We start from the raw sequence: 23773 nt of genomic DNA, 5'->3' as shown, positions 1-23773 counted from the left end.
TTAGTTGATAATAAAAAAACCGTCCTGTACGAACGGTTTTTTTTATTATCAAATTTCTGCAAGTTAATCTATCGATTCTTCATCATCGGTCGGAACGATCAACTTGTACCCTTTACCATGAATGTTGATGATTTCTACATCCGGTGCCGGTTTTAACAACTTACGCAATTTGGTAATGTATACGTCCATGCTTCGTGCATTGAAGTAGGTGTCTTCTTCCCAAATTTGTTTCAATGCCGTATTACGCTCCAGAATTTCGTTTCTGTTGGCACAAAGAAGCGATAGCAACTCCGACTCTTTCGTGGTTAGCTTGGTTTGCGCGCCACTGATTGTCAGAAGTTGTTTTTGTGTGTCGAACGTCAGCTCGCCGAAGCGGTATATCTGCTGCTCTTTCGATTTCTTGCCCCTCACGCGGCGGATAATAGCCTCGATGCGAAGAACAAGTTCTTCCATACTGAACGGCTTGGTGATATAATCGTCGGCTCCGGCTTTGAAACCTTCCAATACATCTTCTTTCAAGTTCTTAGCCGTTAAGAAGATTACCGGAATTTCGGGATTGATGGTCCTTATTTCTTTTACCAGCGTGATACCGTCTTTTTTAGGCATCATTACGTCTACGATACACAAGTCATACTTTGCCTTAACAAAACCTTTAAAGCCTGCGTCCCCATCAGGAAAAAGATCCGTGTCGAATCCTTTTGCCTGGAGGTATTCTCTGAGTAACATGCCAAGATTTTCATCATCTTCGCATAAAAAGATTTTCAATTTTTCGTCCATTTTATTTTTCTATTATTACAGGTAAACTAATTATAAACTTTGTTCCTTTGCCCAATTCACTTTCTGCATGAATTGTACCATTTAAATCCGTAACGATTTTTTTCACATAGGCCAATCCTAAGCCGAATCCTTTTACGTCGTGTCGGTTTCCGGTGGGAACGCGATAAAATCGATCGAATATTTTCTTTACATCCTCCTTTCTAATTCCTATGCCATTATCTTCAACACTAATCACCAGTTTGTTTCCCTCGTTTTTTGTCCGGATCATCAGCTTCGGATCAATATCGTTTCGTTTATACTTCAGAGCATTGTCCAGTAAATTGAACAAGACATTGGTGAAGTGCATCTCGTCCACTTCTATGGTCGAGTGTTCCGCTTGCAGATCGATGTCGAGTGTTCCGCCGAATTTTTCCACCTTCAAGGCATGTGTATTGGCAACCGTTACCACCAAATCGTTCGCATCGATTTTCTTCAGTTTCAGCGTCGCCTTTTGTTTATCGAAAAGCGACATTTGCAACACTTTCTCAACCTGAAATCCCAGTCGTTTCGTTTCGTCATTAATAACCCCCGTCACATGCCGGAATACTTCCGGCGATTTGGTGATCGACTCGTCTTTCAGCATTTGAGCGGCCAAAGATATCGTCGATACGGGCGTTTTCAACTCATGCGTCATATTATTGATGAAATCGTTTTTCATTTCTGACAGACGCTTCTGCCGGAAAAGAGTTACTATCGTATACACAAACGTTATCAACAAGATAAACGTGAACAGCAGGGATGGAATAAAAAAAGTAAGCTCACTATACACATAATCCTTCTTCGTTGGAAAATACACATACAACGAATTTAATTTTGCGGGTGGATCGTGGGGAAAAAGAATTTGCGAGTAAATAGCTTCTTTTTCCCTTTTGGAAAATCCGGGAGACGTATATACCACTCTATTATTGTAATCCTGAACCTGAAAACTATAGGGAACATTCAACCCGTTTGTCTGTAATTCATTACGAATATAGGAATCGAGTCGCCCAAAATCTACCCGTTGTTCGATCGGTTCGTTGCTGGCCCGGTACATGATTTTGTAAATGACTTCTTCCAGCAACGACTTTTCATGCAAATAACGTTTCGATAACGATTGCTGCATATCATACTGCGTTTTCGGAATGGATTTTGCCCCTTGCTTGGGAGAGATGAAAATCCCGCTTTTCTTCGTTCCCGTTTGAGTGGTCGCTTCCTCGGAAATAGATTGCTCGATTCTTGTCTCGCTTCCATCCGGATGAGTGATGGTGGTGCTCGTACTTTCCTTCATATTGGATGATAGATGAGGCTGATTGTATTGTGAATATCGATTCTCCGATTCAATCATGTCTTCTTCCAAATACTGATAGGTTTGATCTTGTTCCAAATCTACCGAAACATCGTACAGGCTGCGCTTCACCATTTCGTCGAATTGTTGTGCTCTGATAGACATACTTGTTTTCATATATCGTACCTGCAAAAACAACAACGCAAAAAAAGCTATGAACATAACCAGGGCGAGTAGCCATATAGTCGATTTTTTCATACTCTTTTTCTTTTCTTACTTCCGTTTTTTGACCGTTATAATTTTAAAGATCGTTTTTTATATACTTTGATTTAACAAATAAACGACTTTTTTGTTTAACACTTCCTTTTAAAAATAGGAAAGAAGATAAAAATACCTCTTTTATAATGTTATTTAAGAGAATGGACGTAAGCTCTTTCGTTTTTTAAGACTTTTTTATTCGGGATTTTGCCCGGACAATGGGGGAGTAAGTAATACGTAGGTTCAACCGATTCTTTTCTTTCGAAAGAAGTCATTCACCACTTCTAATTGAGTTTGTTTTTTCACCGGGTAAATCGACTCGCGTTTCTTGAAAACCCATGTTTTTTGTAACATATAATTGAAACCGACGGAAACAAATAAATCAACCGCGAGGCGTGTAATTTTGTAGTTAATGCCCAAAAAGGTTGTGAGTAGGAATGTTCCCAGAGATTTCAATAAAATACTATTTGTTGCAGTCGCTGAAAATTTAATTAGCTGGAGTCTCGTCGAACTTTCGTATTTCTCTTCTTTTGAATGGAACGTCCATTTCTTATTTAGAGAGAAATTGATAACAGCTCCGCACACGCCCCCTATAACGATGCCATAAAGGTAATGGAGTCCAAAGACTTCCGTAAAGAAAACCATTAACAGATAGTCTATGACTCCTCCGACAAACGCAGAGACCTGTGCTTTCGTAAAGATGAGAATTTGTTTAAGCATTTTCCCTCTGTCTGCTTCTTAATTCTTCTTCTTTTGCCTTTCTGTCTTGTGCGTCTGTTTCGTTAGCAAGCTTAAGCAACTTGCGTGCTTCTATTAAATTAGATATAACTAAAAATACACATGCCACAGAAGCCAAATAATGGATGGCACCCGGAATGAATACTTCCACTGTAATAATCGTGCCTAAAAGCAATCGGACTTCTGTCGGGCCGAAAATTCCCGAATCGATGGAATATTGTCCGCCTATCTTATATCGAAGTTGTGCGGTAATCATTTCCCATCCGTAAAGAACCACAAAAAGGAATCCGGCATATTTCCAAATTCCTTGCGCATAAATTGTATAACCTAACCCGATAAGGATGGTCCCGATCCAATCTACGGTAATGTCGAGAGAAAAGCCATACCATCTCCTCGGCTTATTCCGATAATAGGCCAGGCGTCCGTCGAGTGAATCGCCCACCCAATTAATGATAAAACCCAGTAAGGATAACAATAACCAGTATCGGTTGACAAACGCGCCTAAAATGAATGTGGAGGCAACTAATATGTTTCCGAAAAAACCGATTGACGTTAATCCGTCGGATGTGAGCCACGTGGGTACACGTTGTACTAAATAGGCAATTGTTTTCTGTTCCCCATTTCGAAGAACATTTGTTCGCTGGCGATCTTTTGCAATGATCTTTAGCGTTTTGTTCATTTTTTCCTTTTCTAGTGACATTTTATAACTCTTTGAATTCATGTAAACATATGGAAAGAATGTCTTATTTTCCGGATCCTTTTCAATTTCATTAGCATGCAAATGTACGGGATATATTTTATATTACGAAAATGTTGCGAATATTATATTGTTAAACTATATTAACATGCTCTTTTCGTTTGTTTTTCATTCTTATCCGTTTCCGCATTATGCAGGGAAATAAAAGACAAATCCGTTCATCGTATTTTAGTTTGAAGAATACATTCAATTGGCTTTGTTATCCTACACTTCCTTCAAGACTTATTTGTAATAACTTTTGTGCTTCTACCGCAAATTCCATGGGAAGCTTATTGACTACTTCTTTTACATAACCGTTTACAATCAGCCCTACCGCCTCTTCTTGTCCCAATCCTCGTTGATTACAATAAAAGATTTGATCTTCACTGATTTTCGAAGTTGTTGCTTCGTGCTCCAGAATAGCCGTTTGATTTTGAATGTCGGTATAAGGGAACGTATGGGCTCCGCAATGATCGGTGAGCAATAAACTATCGCATTGTGAGTGGTTTCGCGCATTCTCGGCTGACTTTGCCACTTTCACCAATCCCCGGTAACTGTTTTGGCTACTTCCTCCTGAAATACCTTTTGATACGATCCGGCTACGGGTGTTTTTACCCAGATGAATCATTTTAGTACCGGTGTCGGCCTGTTGAAAATTATTGGTAACGGCAACCGAATAGAATTCGCCGACCGAATTATCGCCTGCTAAAATACAGGACGGATATTTCCAAGTGATGGCAGAACCCGTTTCGACCTGCGTCCAAGAAATTTTGGAATTATCGCCTTTGCAAAGGCCTCGTTTCGTCACAAAGTTATAGACACCCCCCTTCCCGTTTTTATCGCCCGGATACCAGTTTTGGACGGTCGAATATTTTACTTCGGCATTTTTGTGCACAATGATTTCGACAATGGCCGCATGCAATTGATTCTCATCACGCATAGGAGCCGTACATCCCTCCAAATAACTGACATACGCATCATCATCGGCTACAATGAGCGTCCGTTCGAACTGCCCGGTATTGGCCGCATTAATGCGGAAATAGGTTGATAATTCCATCGGGCAACGCACCCCTTTCGGCACGTATACAAAAGAACCGTCGCTAAAGACCGCCGAATTAAGCGCAGCGTAAAAATTATCTTTATAAGGAACGACCGTTCCCAAATATTTTTTCACTAAGTCAGGATGATGAATGACCGCCTCGCTGAAAGAACTGAAGATAACCCCTTTCTCAGCCAAGACCTCTTTAAACGTTGTTTTTACCGATACGCTATCCATGACGGCATCGACCGCGACACCCGAAAGCTGCTTTTGTTCTTCGAGGGGAATACCCAATCTCTCGAAAGTTCTCAGTAACTCGGGATCGACCTCTTCAAGGCTTTTCGGCCCCGGCTTTTTGTTTCGGGGGTCTGCATAATAGATAATATCTTGAAAGTCGATCGGCGGAATATTCAGATGCGCCCAATGGGGTTGTTTCATTGTCAACCAATGACGATATGCTTTTAGTCGAAAATCCAAAAGCCATTCGGGTTCCTTCTTTTTTGCTGAAATAAGACGGACGACATCTTCATTCAATCCTTTTTCGATAATTTCCGTATCGACATTTGTAACGAAACCATATTTATATTCGCTGTTCGTCAGCTCATTTAATATCACATCTTGTTCTGATTCTTGCATAGTTTTTACGTCTGTGACCGGTAAAGGTCGTTGTACACTGATAACCTAAAGCCCGATAATATCATCCGGGTTATTGGTTGAATAACAAAGCATCGGTATATTTTGTTTATTCGCAGCATTTGTTTGTGCAAAGGTAAAGTTTTTTGTTCAATTATTGAAGAAGTCAACATTCATTCGTCGCGTTAAATTGTTTGTGAACAATTATCTAATAGTGTTGTTTATTAGTAAAATCGGTTCATTATTAAAATTATAAATAATAAAAAACAATCAAATGAAAAAAACAACATTCCTGTTAGTATTCTTTCTGTTGGGAATCGCCTTGATGGCACAATCTACCTATAAAGTAGATCCGGCACACACGTCCATAAACTTTAAGGTGAAACATTTAGGTATAACTTTCGTTCAGGGGAAGTTTGAAAAGTTCGATGGCGCTATTACCGGAGAACCCGACAAAGTGGAACAAGCGCGGATTTATTTCAACGTTGAAACGAATAGCATTAATACCAGTGTGGAGGCGCGTGACAATCATTTGAAAAGTGCTGACTTTTTTGATGTGGAAAAGTTTCCCGCGATGACTTTCGAGAGTACCGGTATCGAAAAAGTTGATGACCAGAACTACAAACTGAACGGAATTTTAGCCATTAAAGATGTTTCGAAGCCTGTAACGTTCGATGTGAAATACGGCGGAACAGTCACCGGACAAGACGGTGTTCAAACGGTCGGTTTTGTAGCAACAACGACTATCAATCGTTTGGATTATAATGTTGCTTATGATCCCGATGCCGCAACAATAGGCAAAGATGTCGTTATTACGCTTTTCCTCGAGTTTAAAAAGAGTTCCGACAAATAAAATTAAATGATTATCCGCAAAACGACCTAAAGGTAACCCCTCCGCTCGTTCCTCGCTTGTCCCCTTATGTTAAGGGGACAGTTGCGGAGTGCAACTTCTCTACTCTCCCCCTTACGATAAGGGGAGTATCGCGAAGCGGGGAGGGGTTAAAAAAGAAATTGGACGCTTTGCGGATAATCATATAAAATTATAAGGATATAATTCAAGAACAGGCTGTCTCAAAAGTAAAAACAGAAATGATTCTACTTACGATTTGTAAATGATCCCTCGCAGAGTACGCAGATACACGCAGATTTTTATGTGTGATCTGCGAAAATCTGCTTCCGATAGCTATCGGGACTGAGGGGAAACATTCTTTTTCAAGTTACAATCTGTTCCTTTCACTCTTTTAAAGATGACTTTTGAGACAGCCCCTTTTTATTTGATTTGTGTGCTAAAAATAATATCCTATGCTCGCAAACGGATAAAACCCGAGCGAAAGCGAAGAGTATCCCAACTCTAAACGGATAGGTCCGACAATGGTGTTTTGCGAGTAACCGATGTTCCCTCCCCAAAACAATTTACTGCCGGGTAGCTTATAGAACTGATCGTTATGCACGCTCATATTCGCATTGGCATGTAAAAAACGGTTTGGCGAAAGGGCGAACCGGAAATTTAACGCAACGGTCGCCACACTGTTTTTCATCATTTCCATCCCTCTCGATCCCGGCAACGCTATCTGCTGCGGAAGAGAATGCCCGTCGAACACGCCTCCCACATAATTGCGATAAATCGCCGGCACGCTGTCGTTAAAAATAATGCGCGCATTTACCGAAGGCGTTACGTACAATTGATCGGACAACTTGACCGGCTTCATAAACGACAATTGAAATACGCTCACCGGCAACCGGTGGTTCATCTGATAAAAATTATCCGTTAAGATAGCATAACGAAAAGAAAATAATTGTCCTGCCGTCGGATAATTACTCCTGTCCAAATTGTCATACATTCCTTCGAGGAAGTAATTGACATATCCCTTATTGCGCATACCGGTGGCGGAGGTGCCGGACTGGTTTTGCAAGACGTCGAAATAGTGATAATATTCGAAGTTGACCCCCAAGTGCAGTTTCATATTGTAAAAGTGAAACTCGGAGAAATTCAGGCCGAAAGTATTTCGGGTAAAGCTATAACTGTGGGCCAGCTTTCCGCGATCGTAAAGACTCACCCGGTTACGGCCGATGAAATACGATACCCCGCCTTTGTAAAAAATGCCCCGGTTAATGGAGTAATCGGCCTGAAGATAGGGGTTTTTACTCAATCGTATCCGTACATCGACCATCGAGCGCAACATGCTGTTGAACCGGATCGTCGTATTAGCCAGAATGGCGGCCATATCTTCGGTGTCGAACCGGATACCGAGGTTTAGCGTTTTGAAGTCCTTCTCTTTTACGTGAAAAACCAAGTCGAATACAGAGTCGCCCTCCAACTGATAGAATACCTTTGAGAACAAGTCGGTGCCATATAATGAGGAAACCATATTTTCCAGTTCGCGGCGGGTGATTTTTTCACGGGGAGCAATGAAATTCAATACATACTTCTCATCTTCAGGCGATATCCCCTGAATGTCGATCTTTTGTATTTGCAGCGTGTCCATCGTGATGAAACGGTTCCGCACCGGCGGGGAAGAAGATGGGGAAGCAGAGACTCCCAGCGAATTTTTAAGGGCGATAAGCTCATCCCAGTGCGCTCGCGCCGCCTGTTCCCCCCGGGCGATGATGGTATCGGCAGCCGGTCCTTCGAAATCCATCATTCCGAAAGAGTGTAAATCGGGAGCGATCAATATATCGGTATTCTTTATGTTGTTGTCCCACTTTTCTTTGCCGATGAAGTTTCCCAATTCCTCCATGATTTCCGACATGGAACCCCGGTTTGCTTCGAGCGTCTTTTTATCTTTGGGAATAGCGACCCCGATCACCACATCGGCCCCCATCTTTTTAGCCAAATCCACCGGATAATTATTCACGACCCCGCCGTCGATAAGCAGCATACTGTCAATTTCTATCGGTGCGAACATGCCCGGAATGGCCATGCTGGCGCGCATCGCTTCGGCTAGTACCCCTTCGCGGAAAACGACTTCGCTACCCGTGCGCGAGTCCGCCGCAATGCATCCGAAAGGAATAGGCAAGTCGTCGAAATTCATCGGCTGATGGTAACCGAGAGTCAGATTTAGGAAGAGGCTGTAGAGATTGTGTCCGCTGATGACACCCGAAGGCAAGCGGACCCTTCCCGATCGTTCTTTGAATTTCACTTCGTAAGGTAAGGAAATGAGATATTCGGGCTTGCCCTTTTGCGAGAGGGGCAAGTTGGATCGGCGGACGTTATCGCTTAACAGAAATCCCCAGTCTTGCATTTTCACGAGAGAATCTATTTGTCCGGCTTTGTATCCGACGGAATATAAACCGCCCACAATGGCGCCCATGCTGGTACCGGTAACGTAGTCGACCGGTATTCCGGCTTCTTCCAAGACTTTCAACACTCCGATATGGGCGAATCCTTTGGCTCCGCCGCCACAGAGCACGACCGCTACTTTGGGGCGGTCTTTCTTTACTTCTTGCCCCATGACGGGACCGATTATATAAATGAAGAGAGCGATGATAAGAAGAAACAGTTTCCTATGCATAGTTGTGTGATTTTGCTACAAATCTACGCAATTTTTGTTCCAAAACCGATTCTCATGCAAGATAAATTTTAGGATGTTAAATATTTTTTTTATTAGTTTTGTTCTTCTATCTTTGTAGGAGTTTTGGTGTTCCGGTCTGAATTCTCAGAGCCGGAATGAAAAGGGAATCAGGTGCGAATCCTGAACAGACCCGCTGCTGTAAGCTCTTTTTAATTGACAATTAAAAAACATTTCGAACAACACTTTTGCCACTGTAGCTTTCATGGAAAAACAGGAAGAGGCTTCGGGAAGGCGTTCGAGAGATGAGAGTAAGTCAGAAGACCTGCCAGAATTTGTAAAATGTTAATAGCTTTCGGGGAATAAAGCTTGAAAACGACACGCAAACGATTTTATTTTTTATTATTTACGTGAGTCATTTTCAGAAAGCTTTACCGGAATTAATATTCGGTATAGATGAACGTGTTAGAGAAATATTGCTATATCTGCATTATTAGGAATAAAGAGTTGGAATTATGAGTAAAAAGATTTTGTATTTTTTGTTTTGTTGTGTATGTATAACCCAATTTATTGCGTGCGATAGCGAACCCGATCTTCCGGATGTTATCCCTTCGGGAGGCAACGTGAAAATGATCGTGGTTAATGAAGGATTGTTTACCACTAATACGGCCGCTTTATCTGTCATTTACAATGACGGAAATGTCGACTGGAATATATTCCAAACGGTGAATAAAAGGCCTTTGGGAGACGTCGCCCAATCGCTTACTTATATTAACGATTATTACTTTCTGGCAATAAACAATTCGAAAAAAATAGAGATCATAGATCCCGAAACATTTAAGTCGGTCGGAACGATTCTTTATGAAGAAGCCGGTTCACCCCGGTTTATTGCCTCCATTAATGATTCTATTGCCGTAGTATCCGATTTGTACGGGCAGTTGGTGAAAATAAGAACAAAACCGCCGTACCGGACCGTTGAATTTTTGAAATTGCCGAGTAAGAATATCGGTATTGAAAAGATGACCGTTGCCGGAAACAAACTCTTCGGCGCTTATTTTAGCAAGGGAATCGCCGTATTCGATTGCAATAATGTTACCATTGAAGCGATGCGACTCATACCGGATGTGAAAGTGGGTGAAAACACCAAAACGGCCAAGATGATTGCAGATGCCAATGGTAAATTATGGGTAATGACTTCCGATAACAATCAATTAACATGGAATTGCATTAATCCTGCAACGGAGAAAGTGGAAAAGAAAGTGGAGATACCCTACGTGAAGAGTAACTGGAAAAAGGGAGATATTGTGGGTATGCCGAATTATAACCGGGTGGATGTGGATGCATCCAATACCAAGATATATTTTAACTTGATGGAAGCATCGAGAGACAATAACGGTCAATTTAAAACCCAAGTGGTATATACGTTCGATGTGAACACACTCCGGTACGAGCCTTATATGGAACTTCCCGATGTGAAAATGATGTATGGGATGGGGATTTCACCGAACGGGGAAGTCTGCATTTGCGATTGTCTGGATTATTCGGCCCAACGGGGATATGTGAGAGTTCATGCTCCCGGCAACGAAACGGTGGTTAGTTATAAGGTAGGGGTTTATCCGCGTATGGTATATTTTCCTGAAAACAACAAATAGGCCGGCTTGAAAAAGAACAGGGCATAGATCGTAATCGAGATGGGCTTTAAAAGTAAATCGGCTATATACATATTCTCTTTTTTATTATCCTTAACGGGACTTTTCGCTCAAAGAAAGGGAACGGAACCGCCTGAGCGGATGTTGGATACTGTTTTTGTCATTGAAAAAGCGATTCATTCATCCAAAGATGTAAATGCCGGTTCACGGGTAAGTACTATTTCGTCTGAAGTATTGGAAGCAAACCGTTCCAGATCGTTGGCTGAATTATTGGCGGATAATTCCGTGGTACATATCAAGAGTATGGGGGTCGGCGCCCTCTCCACAGCCTCTTTCAGGGGAAGCAGCAGTTCGCAGACGCGGGTTAACTGGAATGGAATAAATATTACGCCTGTCATGGCGGGAATATTCGATTTTTCACAAATTCCCGTTTTCTTTGCCGATAAAGTGAGCTTGTATTATGGAAGCAACGATGTGAAAAGCGGAACGGGAGCGATAGGGGGAAGCGTGAATATTTTTAATACACCGGTGTGGAACAGCCAAACGGAGACAAAGGTTTCGGCCGAATACGGTTCGTATAATTCCTATACGGGACGCATCTTGATGCAATATGGCAGCGAAAAGAGTTCGTTCAAAACGAGATTATATCATCAACATTCCGATAACGATTATACCTACATCAACAAAATATTAACGAATACCCCTTTCCGGGAAAAACGGGCTGACGCGAATTATGATATGACAGGGCTGATGCAGGAAGCCCATTTCCGGCTTTCAGACAGATCAATCATATCTTCCGCCGTATGGTATCAACAAGGCAAGCGTATGTTGCCGCAACCTCTCGGTGTTGTAGAGACTTCGCACGAACAACAAAAAGAATACAATCTGAGGGCTTATGCGGGTTGGAATTACTATAGCGATAAATCTGAATTTTCCTTCAAAATAGCCTATATATCGTACCGGATGAAATACGATAAATGGTTTAAGGATAACTATTTTGATCCGCAGGGAAATACAAACCAATCAAAAACCGGGCTTATCACGGCCGATTATACGCTGCAAATATCGCCTCGGCTCAAGGGAAATACTTCCATGGCTTACCAGTACGATATGGCCAATGCGGAAAGTTATCGCTTCATAGATTCTACAAAATATAAGATAGACTCCATACAATATCCCTATCCAACGATACCGCCGCCCGAGTTGCGATACCGAAATGTATTTTCGTGGCAAACCAATCTGCGGTGGCAACTTACAAACCGTTTATTGGCCGATGCACGGTATATGTTCGAATGGAATAACAAGAAGCGGGTATCGACTTATTCCGTCGGATTGGCAACGGAAATTATCCCCAAATCGCTCTATGTCAGAGGTAGCGGATCGTATAATTATCGATTCCCCAGTATGAATGAATTATATTGGCGCCCGGGGGGCAATCCCGATGTCCTGCCCGAGCATGGACACTCGTATGATGCGACCCTTTCTTTCAACAGGAACTTCGGCAACCGGTTATTGTTCGAATTAGAACTTGCGGCCTATTATATGTTGATAGACGATTGGATATTGTGGCTTCCTACCGATAAACCGTCGGAGGGCGGCTCTTCGTATCAGAATCAATGGCTATGGACTCCGCAGAATAAACGCGATGTACGCTCTGTCGGGGGAGAAGTGTTTTCAAAACTGACTTATCAGAATGATCAGTTTAAAAGCTGCGTCGCTTTCAACTATTCATACACCCGTTCAAGGACCCGTAAAAAACAACATGTCGACGACGGTTCCTTTATGAAGCAAATACCTTATGTGCCGAAGCAAAAGTGGAATGTCCGGTTTTCGGCGGATTATGAAAAGTTCTTTTTCAGTTTTCAGGTAGCTTATGTCGGTGTGCGTTATATTACTACCGACCAGTCTTATTATACGCCCCCCTATACGGTATACAATACGGCGTTGGGATATACGTACCGTTGGAAAGACAAGATAACGGTCGTTCCCCAGCTACGTATCGATAATTTATTCGACACCTATTACGAGTCCACTCAATATTATCCGATGCCCTTGCGGAATATATTGGCATCGGTAGTCGTCGAATTATGAAATAGTTAATGATCGTTTTAGTTCGTTTTATTATAATGACAAAATAACTTAAATAAAGAAAGAATGAAAAAAACACTTATCAATTTATTCCTTGTGTTGGCACTGATCATCTCCGGTTGCGAAAAAGAAGAAAACATACCGGAGTTGCAGGTTTCCACGTTGACCATTACGGCAACGATGCCCGACGACGGTTTGGAAGCGCGCGCCTCTTTTTCGGAAAGCGAAGGCGACGGTTCTATGTCGGTCCGATGGAAGGAGGGGGACAAACTTCAGCTTTATTTTGTTCAAAAAGACATTCCTTATAAGGCGACGATTCCCGTAACGACTATATCGGAAGATAAAAAGAAAGCTACTTTTAAGGTGAAGGTGCCGGATGAAATTACTTCCGGAAGCTTCGACCTTTATGGCGTTGCGGGCGGGACAGAAGCGGATGATACCGATCCCCGCAGGGTGGTATTGTACGATAAAAGCATTTATCAACAGAACGCCGATTATGCGTTCCGGTATATGGAAGACAAGAATATCCCCATACTTAAATTTGCACAGAAAGACGTTGTACGGGCCGAGAATATTTCCGCCGATGTAACGATGCAACATTTAGGGTGGCTGTTGGCCTTGCATATTAAAAACAATACCGGCAAGAACCTCACCCTGAAGCCGGCCATTACCCTGCATTCGAGTGAGCAATGGAACTATAATTCGGAAAAGAACTACTATGATTTGGTCAATGATAAATTCGTGAATGCTTCGGGTTACGATTGTGTCTGGACACCCCTGCAAACTCCCCTTCAAAACGGGCAGGCCTATACTTTTTGGCAATGGGTCGCTTCAACCGATGAAATACCGGATATGGAATTGATTTTGCACGACAATGTAGTATCTACAGAACCTTTTGCAAAATCAGGAAACGTATTACGCAAAAGGGAAATAAAAAATGGGAATACCTGTCATTTTTGGGTGCAGTTCGAGAGCGAAAATAATTTTATTTTCACCCGTCCTTTCACAGATGTGCCGCCGGCGGATATTTCAAACGGCGGAGACCCCTATTTTACGATGGATGATATTCGCTTTTGGGCGGGCGAAGGAGCCAAGAAGGCGGCATTGGTCATTGAATGGCACGACGGTAAATATCCTGATGCGTTGGTGTGGGGATATCGATGGGATAGCGATGCAACCGGATTGGATATGCTCCGTGAAATTGTCAAGGCGGATCCTTTTTTAATAGCAGCCGTTGCCGACCAATGGGGCGGAAAAGTGATCGGGGGAATCGGATATAACATGAACAAAACCGGTGATCATTATTTGATCATCAATAATGAAACGGATAAACCTAAATATCCTGCAAATGGAATGGTGGAAGTAACGTCTGCGGATTTCGATCATATTCGCTACTCCGATGCTTCCGATCATTGGCAATCGGGATGGTATGACGGATATTGGAGTTATTTCGTCAAAGACGATCGATTGGATGCATGGGAATATTCAAATTTCATCGCTACCTTCCGCGAGTTGGAAGACGGGTCATGGGACGGTTGGTCGTATCTCGACGACATGAACGAATGGAACGGAAGGCCGTTAGGTAACGAATTTGCCCCGGCTTTGCCTGATTAATCCAACATCTATCAAAGAAAATAAGAATCTAATTAATTAATAATATATGTAATATGAAAAGGACAGTACATTTTCTTTTAGTTTTTTTGAGCAGTATTATTTTATTCAGCTGCTCGTATGATGATACCGATATTTGGTCGGAGATCGATAAAATCAAATCCGATTTGACTTCGTTGAATCAACAAGTATCGTCGTTAGAAACCGTTGTCGATGCCTTGAATGCCGGCAAAGTGATTACGAAAGTTGATAAGCTTGATGGGGAAAACGGCTATAAGATCACTTTTAACGATGGAAAGACTATTGACGTGTTGAATGGTGAAAATGCTCCGGTCGTCGGAATTCAGGAATCGGAAGGTATTTATTATTGGACGGTAACCACGGACGATAAAACGGAATTCTTGCTTGATGCGAACAAAAATAAACTTCCCGTTTCAGGAGAAACCCCCATCTTGTCGATTGATAAGGATGGTTATTGGATGGTAAACAATACCCGGATAACTGATGCGAATGGAAAAGCGGTAAAAGCACAAGGCGATTCTTTCTTTAAGGAGGTGAAAGAAGATGAAAGTTCCGTCACATTCGTTTTAGCGGATAACAGCGCCATTGTCTTACCCAAATCGGGAGGTACATATTTGTCTTTCGAGAGCGGAGAGGATGAACTTCCCGTTACTTTTTATCCGGAGGAACAAAAACAGTTGAATTTTAAAGCGGCAAACATCCAGTCATTGGAAGTTGCGGCGTTACCCGACGGATGGAACGCAACAATCGATATTTCAAAAAACAATGTAACGGTTACGGCCTCCCCCAATCCAACCGAAAATATCGGAAAGGTCGTTATAGAAGGGCTTGATAAAAACGGAATGGTATTCCGGGCTATCGCCAAGGTGGGTTCTAAGAAAATAGATTTTGTAAATCCTTTGGGGGTTTACATTCTAAACGAAGGTAGTGTATGGGGCGGCGAGGACGGTTCGCTGATATACATTACGCCGGATAAATATGTGCTCGGCAATATTTATTATAACATAAACGGAAGAGCTCCCGGAAATTGCACGCAGGACCTATTCATTAAGAACGGAAAGATGTATATCATCGCCCAAAACAGAAAAGAAGGTACCGATGGAATATTGGCCGTTGCCAATGCCGAAACGTTGAAGAAAGAAGCTTCGTATGATGAAGAAATCGCTTTGTTGGATTGGCCGACCCATCTTGCCGTTTTAGATGAACAAAATATTTTCATCAGAGACAATAAAGGAGTGTATGTTTTCGACAGCACAACCAAACAATTGACCTTTATTGAAGGAACTAAAGGCGCGGCTAAAAACACGATGGCTGTAGCGGATAATAAAGTATTTGTTCCGGCCAAGAAAAAAATATTCGTTTTTGAGGCCGGCAAACATGAAATATCCCACACCATAGAGATGGATGCGGCCGTTAGCGGAGTCTTGAGATCGAAAGACGGAAATATTTGGGTGTCGACAACCGGTACGCCCCATAAAATAGCTAAAATAAACAGCAAGGATTACTCTATTATCCGTTCAAACGATATTACCATCGGTACGGTTAGCGCCGGAGTAGCGGCTGCTCCCGGCATTACCGCCAAAGGTGATACGCTCTATCATGGCGGATTGGGCACAAAAATATATCGCCATATTTTTAGTACCGGAGAGACAAAACTAATGGTCGATGCCAAAGACATGGTTGAAGATGCCAATATCGTTTATAACACCGTAGCCGTACATCCTATAACCGGAAAAGTATATATGAATACCTTAAAGGGTTTCAGTACGGATTATACAAACAACAGCATCAACGAGTTCGATTTTAGCGGGGAAACTCCTAAAATAACGGCCAGTTATAAAAATTACACCCGTTATCCGGCAGGCGTTTTCTTTTCTTCTAATTTCCAATAGAAGTTTCATTCAATCATCATTTCTTGCATAGGAGATAGCGTAACTTCCATCAGGTTACGCTATCTTGATTTTTCAAGAGGCGTGGCGGTGTTGTTCGGGGCGTTCGAACTGGCTGCCCGGCGGTTCCCGCAGTTACGGGTGCGGAATTGAACGATTCTATGATTCCGTAATTTTATTGCGTTTTACAGAATTTAATTGTAGGTTTGTACTACAATTGATATGAAATAAGAAAATATGAACGCTATAAGTTTGGAAGTTAGAAAAAGGAAGATTGTAGAAAATCTTTCCATTGTGGACGATATTTCTGCGATTGAACAAATAGAGAACATCCTCAAGAGTTTTACTTCTACCGTCAATCGCTTTACGGTAGAAGAACTGGAGGAACGAGCCGCCCGGTCGGAAAAAGCAATCGAAGAAGGGCGGGTATATACGGTGAATGAGGTTAGAAATAAATTAGGATTGTGAGAATTATTTGGACGGAACCGGCACGTGATGAACTTGAATCGATATATCAATATTTACTCGATATATTATACGGGGACACAAGCGGTACAAGCTTATTTACAGGATTGTGGGGGAAATAGTATATATTACCGATGTCTTCGATTGTCGTAAAAATCCGTCCTCTATGAAAGGATAATCGGTGTCTTCTATCATTGTCTTATGAATCCGATGATCTCAAACGGGGGTATATAGGATGAAGGAGGTTAGATATGTTATATCGACTACGCCATACGATTGCCAAGACGGATGTACCGGCTTATATCCGCGAGTATTGCGATGCGGAGCGTTTTATCGGATATTGCAGGCAATGCCCGCGTTACAATACGTATTGGTCATGCCCGCCGTACGGGTTCGATGTGGAAGAATACCTTACCCGGTATACGGATGTTATTCTTGTGGGTACACAACTCTTTCCCGATTCTTCTTTGCGTAGCGAATGTACCGATGCGAAACAGTCGACACGGATTACGTACCGGCTCATCGGGGAAGTGCGGCGCACGCTCGACAACCGTTTGCTGGCGTGGGAAAGGAAATATGCGCCGGCCCGGGCGTTCTTCGCCGGGGGAATGTGTTACCTGTGCCCTATGGAAGGCTGTGCGCGGGCAAGGGGATTGCCTTGCCGGCATCCCGATAAGGTGCGGCCTCCGCTGGAAGCTTTCGGGTTCGATATCGGAAAAACAACATCGCAGTTGCTGGGCGTCGAACTGCAATGGGGGCGCAAGGGGAGTTTACCTGAATATTTCACCCTCGTAAGCGCTCTCTTTACCAACTCTAAAGAGATCGATATCACTCCTGAAACGCTTTATTAGATAATGCCTGCGGCGATAGAATCTTCGCCCGAAAATACCGGAGGCGGTAAAATATCCGCTTAGATCATTTTGTCCGATGAAAGAAAAAAAGTTTTAAGATATATATTCTTCTAAAACTATTTGTTTAAATTTGCAGATTGTTGTAATCAAAAAAAATCAAATGAAAAAATTACTCTTTCTGATACCTGCCCTTTTGTTGTTGGGATGTGGTAATGACCCGGAAGTTGAACCGGATGAAGTAGGTCCGTTGAAAATAGAAATCGAAGGAAAAGCCTATCACTTTTTCCCTGAGGCTGTCGAAGCCGGAGTAGACGAGAATAATATTTCCGTTTTTGTTCATTATGCTACAAAAAAAACAGATCCTGCTTTTCCAGTGGGGTATGGTATTGGGTGGTCATTCAGCGATGGCCATTTTACCGAAGCTGTAATGAGCTATATTAAGGATGGGGAAAATTATGGCACCTATGATTTTAATCCGGCCGAAACGTTTTCTATCAAAAATTACCGGTTTGATCCCGATACGCGAAAACTTTCGTTCGATTATGAAGGTAAACTGCATGGAAAATCCCATGAATTAAAAACAAACTTGGGAAGTATAACAATTAAGGGAAGTATTGATCTGGACAATATTCCTCAGAAGTCGTTGCAATCGGATAAATCGTACGCGACGTTTCATGCCGGAAATTTCAGTTTTTACGGTTGTAAAAGGATTATGGGGTCAACTTCTGAAGCTACTTCACATCATCTTTTCTCAAATGATGGATATCGCTTGATGTTTATCTTCGATCGACCGTTTCCTCAATACGGGGCGACTTTGCCTCTAACGTATGAATTCGATGCACAATCGACAGGTAACAGGATTTCGTTTTTTCAGTTTACAGGAACACCCTATTCGTCGGATGTGAAGATTGTTATTAAACCGGAAGACTGGAAAGAGTATCCGTGCAGCGGATCGTTTACGATAGAAAAGATCACAGAAGATAGGATAAAAGGGACTTTCTCCATGGATATTCAAGACGGAGACAAGGTTATCCACAAGACGGAGGACGGCGAATTTTTATTCAGGAGCAAAAGTACATCTATGTAGAATATTTCCCGTTAGAGTGAATTTCCGGATTGGTGTTATACATGACGGGCACCGGTAAAGAGACTTGTATGCGAGGGGCGTTTAGACGGTTTTTTTTGCCGTACTCATCCGTTTGCACTATCTTTGCACGCAATTATCAAATAATTTTATATGATTCAGAAAGCTATCGTAACGATCGTATTTTTAGTCGTTTCCAATACGTTTATGACGTTTGCCTGGTACGGGCATCTGAAATTTCAACAAATGGATTGGTTTAAAAATATCGGTTTATTGGGTATCATTTTCATCAGTTGGGGAATCGCTTTTTTCGAGTATATCTTTCAGGTGCCGGCAAACCGTATCGGCTTCAACGGTAACGGCGGACCGTTTAACTTATGGCAACTGAAGGTGATTCAGGAGGTCATTACGCTGACGGTATTTACATTCTTCTCCGTCTTCTTTTTCAAAAACGAGGCGCTGCGGATAAATCATTTAATCGGATTTGTGTTTTTGATCCTTGCGGTGTATTTTATTTTTAAGAAGTGATCTTTCCCGATAATGTTGCTCCATAACGATAGTCTATATTTTACAGATAATACCTGCTTTGCTGGCGATCAGAGCCTTTAGCCTGTTTGCTAAATAAAGATTTAGATTGTTTGAACATCTCATTTTTTTTGAATACATTTGCGGCATGAGCGGAAAAGAGAAAATATTAAACAGATTTTTCAGCTATCCGACAGATTTCTCTTTCGATGAAGCGGTTGCATTATTGAAACTAATGGGTTTTAATGAAGTGAAAACGGGAAAGACAAGCGGTTCGCGGGTAAGGTTCCGCAATGATTCTTTGGGTAAAGAATTTAGAATGCATAAGCCTCATCCTGAAAAGATATTAAAGCGATATCAGTTACATGATATCAAAACACTTTTGCAGGAGTGTCATTTAATGGATGATGAAATGTGAAATCGAAAATAAAATAATCGTATGAAAGCAATAAATATCGATACATTAGAATATAAAGGATACACAGGGACGGTTGAGTTTAGCGTTCCCGACAAATGTTTCCATGGACGCGTATTGGGTATCAGTCATTTATTTACCTTTGAGGGGAATACTATTGAAGAATTAGAGGAAGATTTTAGAAGATGTATAGATGATTATCTATATGATTGCGAACAAGAAAACAGTAAACCTCAAGAACCGTTCAGCGGTACACTCAATATCCGCATCGGTGCGGAATTACATAAAAACATTGTCATACAGGCAAGAAAAAAGGGGGAAACATTGAATAGTTTCATAAAAGAGACGTTGCAAAAGGCTATATGCTGACAGCAAAAAAGTGATTTGCCTTATCTTTGCGTTTCCGAAAAAAAAGGAAGAACATGCTGACGAATATCTGCAATAAAGAGCCCGAAGGACTTTTTGCTACCCCTATCGTACAATAAGCGGCTTTTTGGTCGGATGTGAAAACCCGCCTGGGGGCCGATACGATCGCCATTAATTTCAAATCACGCAAAGAAAATTTGTTTCATCAGCCCCCAAACCGCGAAGTCGTTGTGGCGGATGTGTTGGTAGTTATACAACCGATAGGGCGCGATCACTGCGTGGCGTATGTCCCTTACGGGCCGGAGCTGGAGAACCCGATGAAGAGTTTCAGGGGATGTTCTTGGAGGAACTGTCCGAATCGCTCCGTTCGTTTTTACCGAAGAATTGCCTCCTTATCCGGTACGATTTGTGTTGGCAATCGTATTAGGCGAAAGAAACGGAACATTTCGACGAAAACGGCATCTGGAAAGGACATCCCGATATATCGGCTCAGGAATTGCGTTTTAATTTTAACACGGAGAACTGGAAATTCAAGAAGGCGGGCTCGAACATCCTTCCGGCGCATACGATCGATCTCGATCTCAGCCCCGACGCCGATATATTGCTTCAGCGCATGAAGCCTAAAACGCGCTATAATATCAAGTTGGCTGCCCGTAAGAGCGTTTCCGTAACCTCGAAGGGCATGGAGGGAAGGGACACGTGGCATGAATTATATAAGGAAACGGCCGTCCGCAACCGCATCCTTATTAACGAGATGAAGTATTCCGAGGCGGTACTTGCGGCCAAGGCACAAGATAGGCGTTCGCCGGCCGATGTGCGTTTGCTCATCGCTTCTTACGGCGATAGGCCCCTGGCAGCCATGTTTCTGGCCATTACCGGGTCGCGCGGGTCTTCCTTGTATGGCGCGCTTCGTCTTCGTCGCATCGTAACCTGATGCCGGCGTGTGCGTTGCAATGGGAAGTCCTCAAAGCCTCGAAAGCCGCCGGATGTACGCAATACGACCTGTTCGGAATCTCTCCCGTACCCGATCCGTCGCACCCCTTGTTCGGATTGTATAAGTTCAAATCGGGTTTCGGCGGAGACATTTATCACAGCCTCGGATGTTGGGACTACCCCCTCGATGAAAAACAATATGCTCTGTTCCGAGCTTCCGAAATGAACGCGCAGGGATATCACCTAAATTGAAAGTATATGCAAATAGAACGAGTGAACGTAATAGATGAAAAGGAATAACCGTAAAATCGGTTTCGGACAGCGTGAAACCAACCTCTACCGGTATTATTCGGGAGAAGGTCAAAGGGGAGGATGCTTTCCCGGAAAGTTTTTGTCCTGCCCCTTGTCCCTTAGTCCCTTAGTCCCTCCGTCCCTCCATCCCTCCGTCCCTCCGTCCCTTAGTCTCTCTATCTCCCAGTCCCTTATTTCTTATCCTGCTCATCTTTGTTGTCCGGTTTTCCGCCCCGGATGTTGATGATGCTGCGTGCATTCCGGTATTCGCCGTAGAACGTCGGATCGGATGCGCGGAACGGGAGCATCAGTATATCGATTTCGTTATGAAGCAATTCCATTCCTTCTTTTATTTTTGCTTTCAAGTTGGATGTGGCTTGTTTTCGCTGAGCGATGAGTGTTTCCCTGTCGGGATAATGCTTTGGAAACGATTCGGCAGCTTCTCCCAATGCGGTGATCTCGTCGGCGGTCGTCTTGAAAGGCACTAAAGCTTCGGCCAAGGGATTCGCCGCAGTGTAAATCGCTTTGGCCGTTACCGGCAAGTCGCTTTCGCGAATAGACTTCACTTCCGATAATGTCCGGTCGGATAACGATGCCAACTTGACGTCCTTTTGGGCGACGGCATAGGCATGCAAAGCATCACTAACCTTGATGGTGCGATTTTCCAAGTCTGCTTTTTTTAGTTGTTTCAACTTGGTTAATCCTTTTATATCGACTGCTTGCTCCTGCTGGTATTGACCGATATTGGTGTTGATACCTGTCAATTTTACATGCGCCTGCTGCAATGCCGGCATGTCGGCAATTTTTGTTACATTGACTGTCAGCAGGTTTTCAACAGTATGCAAGGTATTGGAATGATTTATTTGATCACGTGTCATAGTTGTCTGTTTTTTATTTAAAAACGTTTTAGGATGAATTATAATTCTGTTATGAATCCGGATAACGATTATTTGTCGGTCCGGAGATGCCGTTGTGGCACTCAGAGATACCATTTGATGATCCCGAGATGCCGTCCGGTGACCCCGAGATGTCGTCCGGTGACTCAGAGATGTCATCCGGTGACTCAGAGATGTCATTTGACGACCCGGAGATGCCATTGTGGCAGTCGGAGATACCATTTGATGACTCCGAGATACCGTCCAATGACCCCGAGATGTCATCCGGAGACTCGGAGATACCGTTTGACGACTCGGAGATGCCATTATGGCAGTCGGAGATCATGTCGGAACGCTCGGAGATGGTCTGTGATGATGGAGATTTGCCGCCGTATGATGGGCTGCGACGCCAGCATCGGTTAAAACCGGCGGCGATGTATGGGCCATTTAATAGGTGTAAAGAATAGTTTCATATCCTACAATAATTAAGTTTATTGATTTACGGTGTGTCGTATATGAAACGGCAGGCATCGATGTTTAACGGGGCAAATATAGCTGTTTTAGATTATATAAAAAACAAATTCGTGTTAATTTTTTTATAGGATTATCCGTAATGTGTCAGAAGCCTTTTTTATCTTTCCCCGGCTACCCCCTCGTCCTTCCGATACTCCCCCGGTTCCATCCCCGAATCCTTCCCCGACAGGAAGGGAAGGATGGACGGCCGCGGATAATACATAGCCCGCCGTTCTTTCTTTTTTTTGGAAATTTAGATAGAGGCTGAGGCGAGGAACGGGCGGCAAATGCGATCTTCAAGATGACGGAAGAAGTCGGATGTCGGACAATTTTTTATATTATACGGTTTGATAAATAAATTCAATAGATAATTTTTTTATCTATCATGAAAAATAATTAACTGATAAATAAATGAATATGAAAAATAGTGGAAAACTTTTTTATTTTTACATGTTATAAAGTTGATTTTTATTGAAAACATTTTACTATGTTTGTCGTTGTAATATCTCGCAAGATTTGAAAAGATATTCCGTACCGACAGGACGACAAAATAAAATAGTATACAAATGAAAAAAGTAGTGAAGTTTGAAAAAGACGATTGCAATCCCTGCGTAATGGTTTCGCAATTTCTGGAAAAGAAGCACGTGGCCTTCGAAGCCGTCAATCCTTTCAACCGCCCCGAATTGGCGATGAAGTATAAGATACGCGCCGTGCCTACGACGTTGTTGGTGGAAGAAGATGTTGAATTGGAACGCGTGGTGGGATATGATCCGGATAAATTGAATACGTTAGTTGCCCAATTATGATTATTTACTACGACAGTAAAACGGGTAATGTGGAGCGGTTCGTGCGCAAATTATCGGCTTCGACCGGATGGGATTGCGTGAAAGTGGCGGATGCACCGGTTGTTTCGGAGAAAGGGCATTTAATTACCTATACTACTAAAATAGGGTGTGTCCCTGCATCGACCGAACGCTTTTTGCAAGAGAATCATCCGTATGTTCTTTCCGTCTCGTCGAGCGGAAACAGGAACTGGGGCCCGAATTTCGCCCTCGCCGCCGATAAAATTGCCCGGCAATACGATATTCCCCTGCTCTTTAAGTTCGAACTGTCCGGATTGGAGCAGGATTTACAGATATTTATCGAGAAAGCGGTCAGCTATCGGAACAGGGGCAGATTAGTAAATTAGCAAATTAGCAAATTA

General features: G+C 42.7%; 23 protein-coding genes and 1 riboswitch. Of the genes, 16 read left to right on the top strand and 7 right to left on the bottom strand.

The annotated features are described in order from the left end of the window. Positions 1 to 63: 63 nt before the first annotated feature. The 5 genes from ABNK31_RS09175 to sufB all read right to left on the bottom strand — a co-directional run bounded on the left by ABNK31_RS09175 (position 64) and on the right by sufB (position 5487). Entirely contained in the window at positions 64 to 777 is a 714-nt protein-coding gene (locus tag ABNK31_RS09175; protein WP_418892230.1) for a response regulator transcription factor, read from the bottom strand. 1 nt (position 778) lies between these two features. Continuing rightward, positions 779 to 2338 carry a sensor histidine kinase gene (locus ABNK31_RS09170; RefSeq protein WP_418892229.1) on the bottom strand — a complete coding sequence of 520 codons (1560 nt, stop codon included), beginning with the start codon at positions 2336 to 2338 and terminating at the stop codon, positions 779 to 781. Between the two features lie 243 nt (positions 2339 to 2581). Next, positions 2582 to 3058 carry a GtrA family protein gene (locus ABNK31_RS09165; protein ID WP_418892228.1) on the bottom strand — a complete coding sequence of 159 codons (477 nt, stop codon included), beginning with the start codon at positions 3056 to 3058 and terminating at the stop codon, positions 2582 to 2584. After that, positions 3051 to 3755 carry a CDP-alcohol phosphatidyltransferase family protein gene (locus tag ABNK31_RS09160; protein WP_418892227.1) on the bottom strand — a complete coding sequence of 235 codons (705 nt, stop codon included), beginning with the start codon at positions 3753 to 3755 and terminating at the stop codon, positions 3051 to 3053. Before ABNK31_RS09160 ends, ABNK31_RS09165 begins: the two co-directional genes overlap by 8 nt. A gap of 277 nt (positions 3756 to 4032) precedes the next feature. Beyond that, a complete protein-coding gene (gene sufB, locus ABNK31_RS09155) occupies positions 4033 to 5487 on the bottom strand; it encodes a Fe-S cluster assembly protein SufB (RefSeq protein WP_418892226.1) in 1455 nt (484 codons plus the stop codon). Positions 5488 to 5758: 271 nt separating this feature from the next. Here sufB and ABNK31_RS09150 point away from each other — a divergent pair, with 271 nt between their 5' ends. Then, entirely contained in the window at positions 5759 to 6337 is a 579-nt protein-coding gene (locus ABNK31_RS09150) for a YceI family protein (RefSeq protein ID WP_418892225.1), read from the top strand. 433 nt (positions 6338 to 6770) lie between these two features. On the opposite strand, the gene ABNK31_RS09145 is transcribed toward ABNK31_RS09150, so the two are convergent. Then, positions 6771 to 8996, bottom strand: coding sequence for a patatin-like phospholipase family protein (locus ABNK31_RS09145; RefSeq protein ID WP_418892224.1), 2226 nt, complete (start codon positions 8994 to 8996; stop codon positions 6771 to 6773). Between the two features lie 107 nt (positions 8997 to 9103). Next, positions 9104 to 9341: riboswitch (cobalamin riboswitch) on the top strand. Positions 9342 to 9508: 167 nt separating this feature from the next. Here ABNK31_RS09145 and ABNK31_RS09140 point away from each other — a divergent pair. The 12 genes from ABNK31_RS09140 to ABNK31_RS09085 all read left to right on the top strand — a co-directional run bounded on the left by ABNK31_RS09140 (position 9509) and on the right by ABNK31_RS09085 (position 21142). Next, positions 9509 to 10645, top strand: coding sequence for a DUF5074 domain-containing protein (locus ABNK31_RS09140; RefSeq protein ID WP_418895344.1), 1137 nt, complete (start codon positions 9509 to 9511; stop codon positions 10643 to 10645). A 39-nt stretch (positions 10646 to 10684) separates the two neighbouring features. After that, entirely contained in the window at positions 10685 to 12733 is a 2049-nt protein-coding gene (locus tag ABNK31_RS09135; RefSeq protein WP_418895343.1) for a TonB-dependent receptor, read from the top strand. A 63-nt stretch (positions 12734 to 12796) separates the two neighbouring features. Beyond that, positions 12797 to 14344: a hypothetical protein gene (locus ABNK31_RS09130; protein ID WP_418895342.1), complete on the top strand. Its 1548-nt coding sequence runs from the start codon at positions 12797 to 12799 to the stop codon at positions 14342 to 14344. A 53-nt stretch (positions 14345 to 14397) separates the two neighbouring features. Further along, on the top strand, positions 14398 to 16254 hold the full coding sequence (locus ABNK31_RS09125) for a DUF5074 domain-containing protein (protein WP_418895341.1): 1857 nt from the start codon (positions 14398 to 14400) through the stop codon (positions 16252 to 16254). A 234-nt stretch (positions 16255 to 16488) separates the two neighbouring features. After that, positions 16489 to 16719, top strand: a complete 231-nt coding sequence (locus ABNK31_RS09120) for a hypothetical protein (RefSeq protein WP_418895340.1) — start codon at positions 16489 to 16491, stop codon at positions 16717 to 16719. Between the two features lie 248 nt (positions 16720 to 16967). Continuing rightward, positions 16968 to 17567 carry a DUF2284 domain-containing protein gene (locus ABNK31_RS09115; protein ID WP_418895339.1) on the top strand — a complete coding sequence of 200 codons (600 nt, stop codon included), beginning with the start codon at positions 16968 to 16970 and terminating at the stop codon, positions 17565 to 17567. Positions 17568 to 17727: 160 nt separating this feature from the next. After that, positions 17728 to 18654 (top strand): hypothetical protein, encoded by a 927-nt coding sequence (locus tag ABNK31_RS09110; RefSeq protein WP_418895338.1) that lies wholly within the window; start codon positions 17728 to 17730, stop codon positions 18652 to 18654. Positions 18655 to 18804: 150 nt separating this feature from the next. Then, positions 18805 to 19179 (top strand): DMT family protein, encoded by a 375-nt coding sequence (locus ABNK31_RS09105; protein ID WP_418895337.1) that lies wholly within the window; start codon positions 18805 to 18807, stop codon positions 19177 to 19179. Between the two features lie 145 nt (positions 19180 to 19324). Continuing rightward, entirely contained in the window at positions 19325 to 19594 is a 270-nt protein-coding gene (locus ABNK31_RS09100) for a type II toxin-antitoxin system HicA family toxin (RefSeq protein ID WP_418895336.1), read from the top strand. A 21-nt stretch (positions 19595 to 19615) separates the two neighbouring features. Beyond that, the gene (locus ABNK31_RS09095; protein ID WP_418895335.1) at positions 19616 to 19960 is read left to right on the top strand and encodes a type II toxin-antitoxin system HicB family antitoxin; all 345 of its coding nucleotides are present in this window, start codon (positions 19616 to 19618) and stop codon (positions 19958 to 19960) included. Positions 19961 to 20453: 493 nt separating this feature from the next. After that, positions 20454 to 20891: a peptidoglycan bridge formation glycyltransferase FemA/FemB family protein gene (locus tag ABNK31_RS09090; RefSeq protein WP_418895334.1), complete on the top strand. Its 438-nt coding sequence runs from the start codon at positions 20454 to 20456 to the stop codon at positions 20889 to 20891. Then, complete coding sequence (locus ABNK31_RS09085) at positions 20891 to 21142, top strand: peptidoglycan bridge formation glycyltransferase FemA/FemB family protein (protein ID WP_418895333.1); 252 nt, start codon at positions 20891 to 20893, stop codon at positions 21140 to 21142. The genes ABNK31_RS09090 and ABNK31_RS09085 overlap by 1 nt, the downstream gene beginning before the upstream one ends. A 230-nt stretch (positions 21143 to 21372) precedes the next feature. Here the strand turns inward: ABNK31_RS09085 and ABNK31_RS09080 are convergent, their stop codons facing one another. Beyond that, complete coding sequence (locus tag ABNK31_RS09080) at positions 21373 to 22059, bottom strand: hypothetical protein (protein ID WP_418895332.1); 687 nt, start codon at positions 22057 to 22059, stop codon at positions 21373 to 21375. A gap of 191 nt (positions 22060 to 22250) precedes the next feature. Between ABNK31_RS09080 and ABNK31_RS09075 the strand changes: the two genes are divergently transcribed. From ABNK31_RS09075 to nrdI, 3 genes are all read left to right on the top strand, one after another. After that, positions 22251 to 22523: a hypothetical protein gene (locus ABNK31_RS09075; protein ID WP_418895331.1), complete on the top strand. Its 273-nt coding sequence runs from the start codon at positions 22251 to 22253 to the stop codon at positions 22521 to 22523. A gap of 612 nt (positions 22524 to 23135) precedes the next feature. Further along, positions 23136 to 23375, top strand: a complete 240-nt coding sequence (locus tag ABNK31_RS09070; RefSeq protein WP_321578969.1) for a thioredoxin family protein — start codon at positions 23136 to 23138, stop codon at positions 23373 to 23375. After that, positions 23372 to 23758 carry a class Ib ribonucleoside-diphosphate reductase assembly flavoprotein NrdI gene (gene nrdI, locus ABNK31_RS09065; RefSeq protein ID WP_418895330.1) on the top strand — a complete coding sequence of 129 codons (387 nt, stop codon included), beginning with the start codon at positions 23372 to 23374 and terminating at the stop codon, positions 23756 to 23758. The genes ABNK31_RS09070 and nrdI overlap by 4 nt, the downstream gene beginning before the upstream one ends. The last annotated feature ends 15 nt before the right edge of the window (positions 23759 to 23773 follow it).

Source organism: Limibacterium fermenti, from assembly GCF_041902845.1.
Classification (GTDB): Bacteria; Bacteroidota; Bacteroidia; order Bacteroidales; family Dysgonomonadaceae; genus Limibacterium; species Limibacterium fermenti.
Note: the sequence above shows the minus strand (reverse complement) of the source record. Positions and strands in the feature narration are given on the sequence as shown.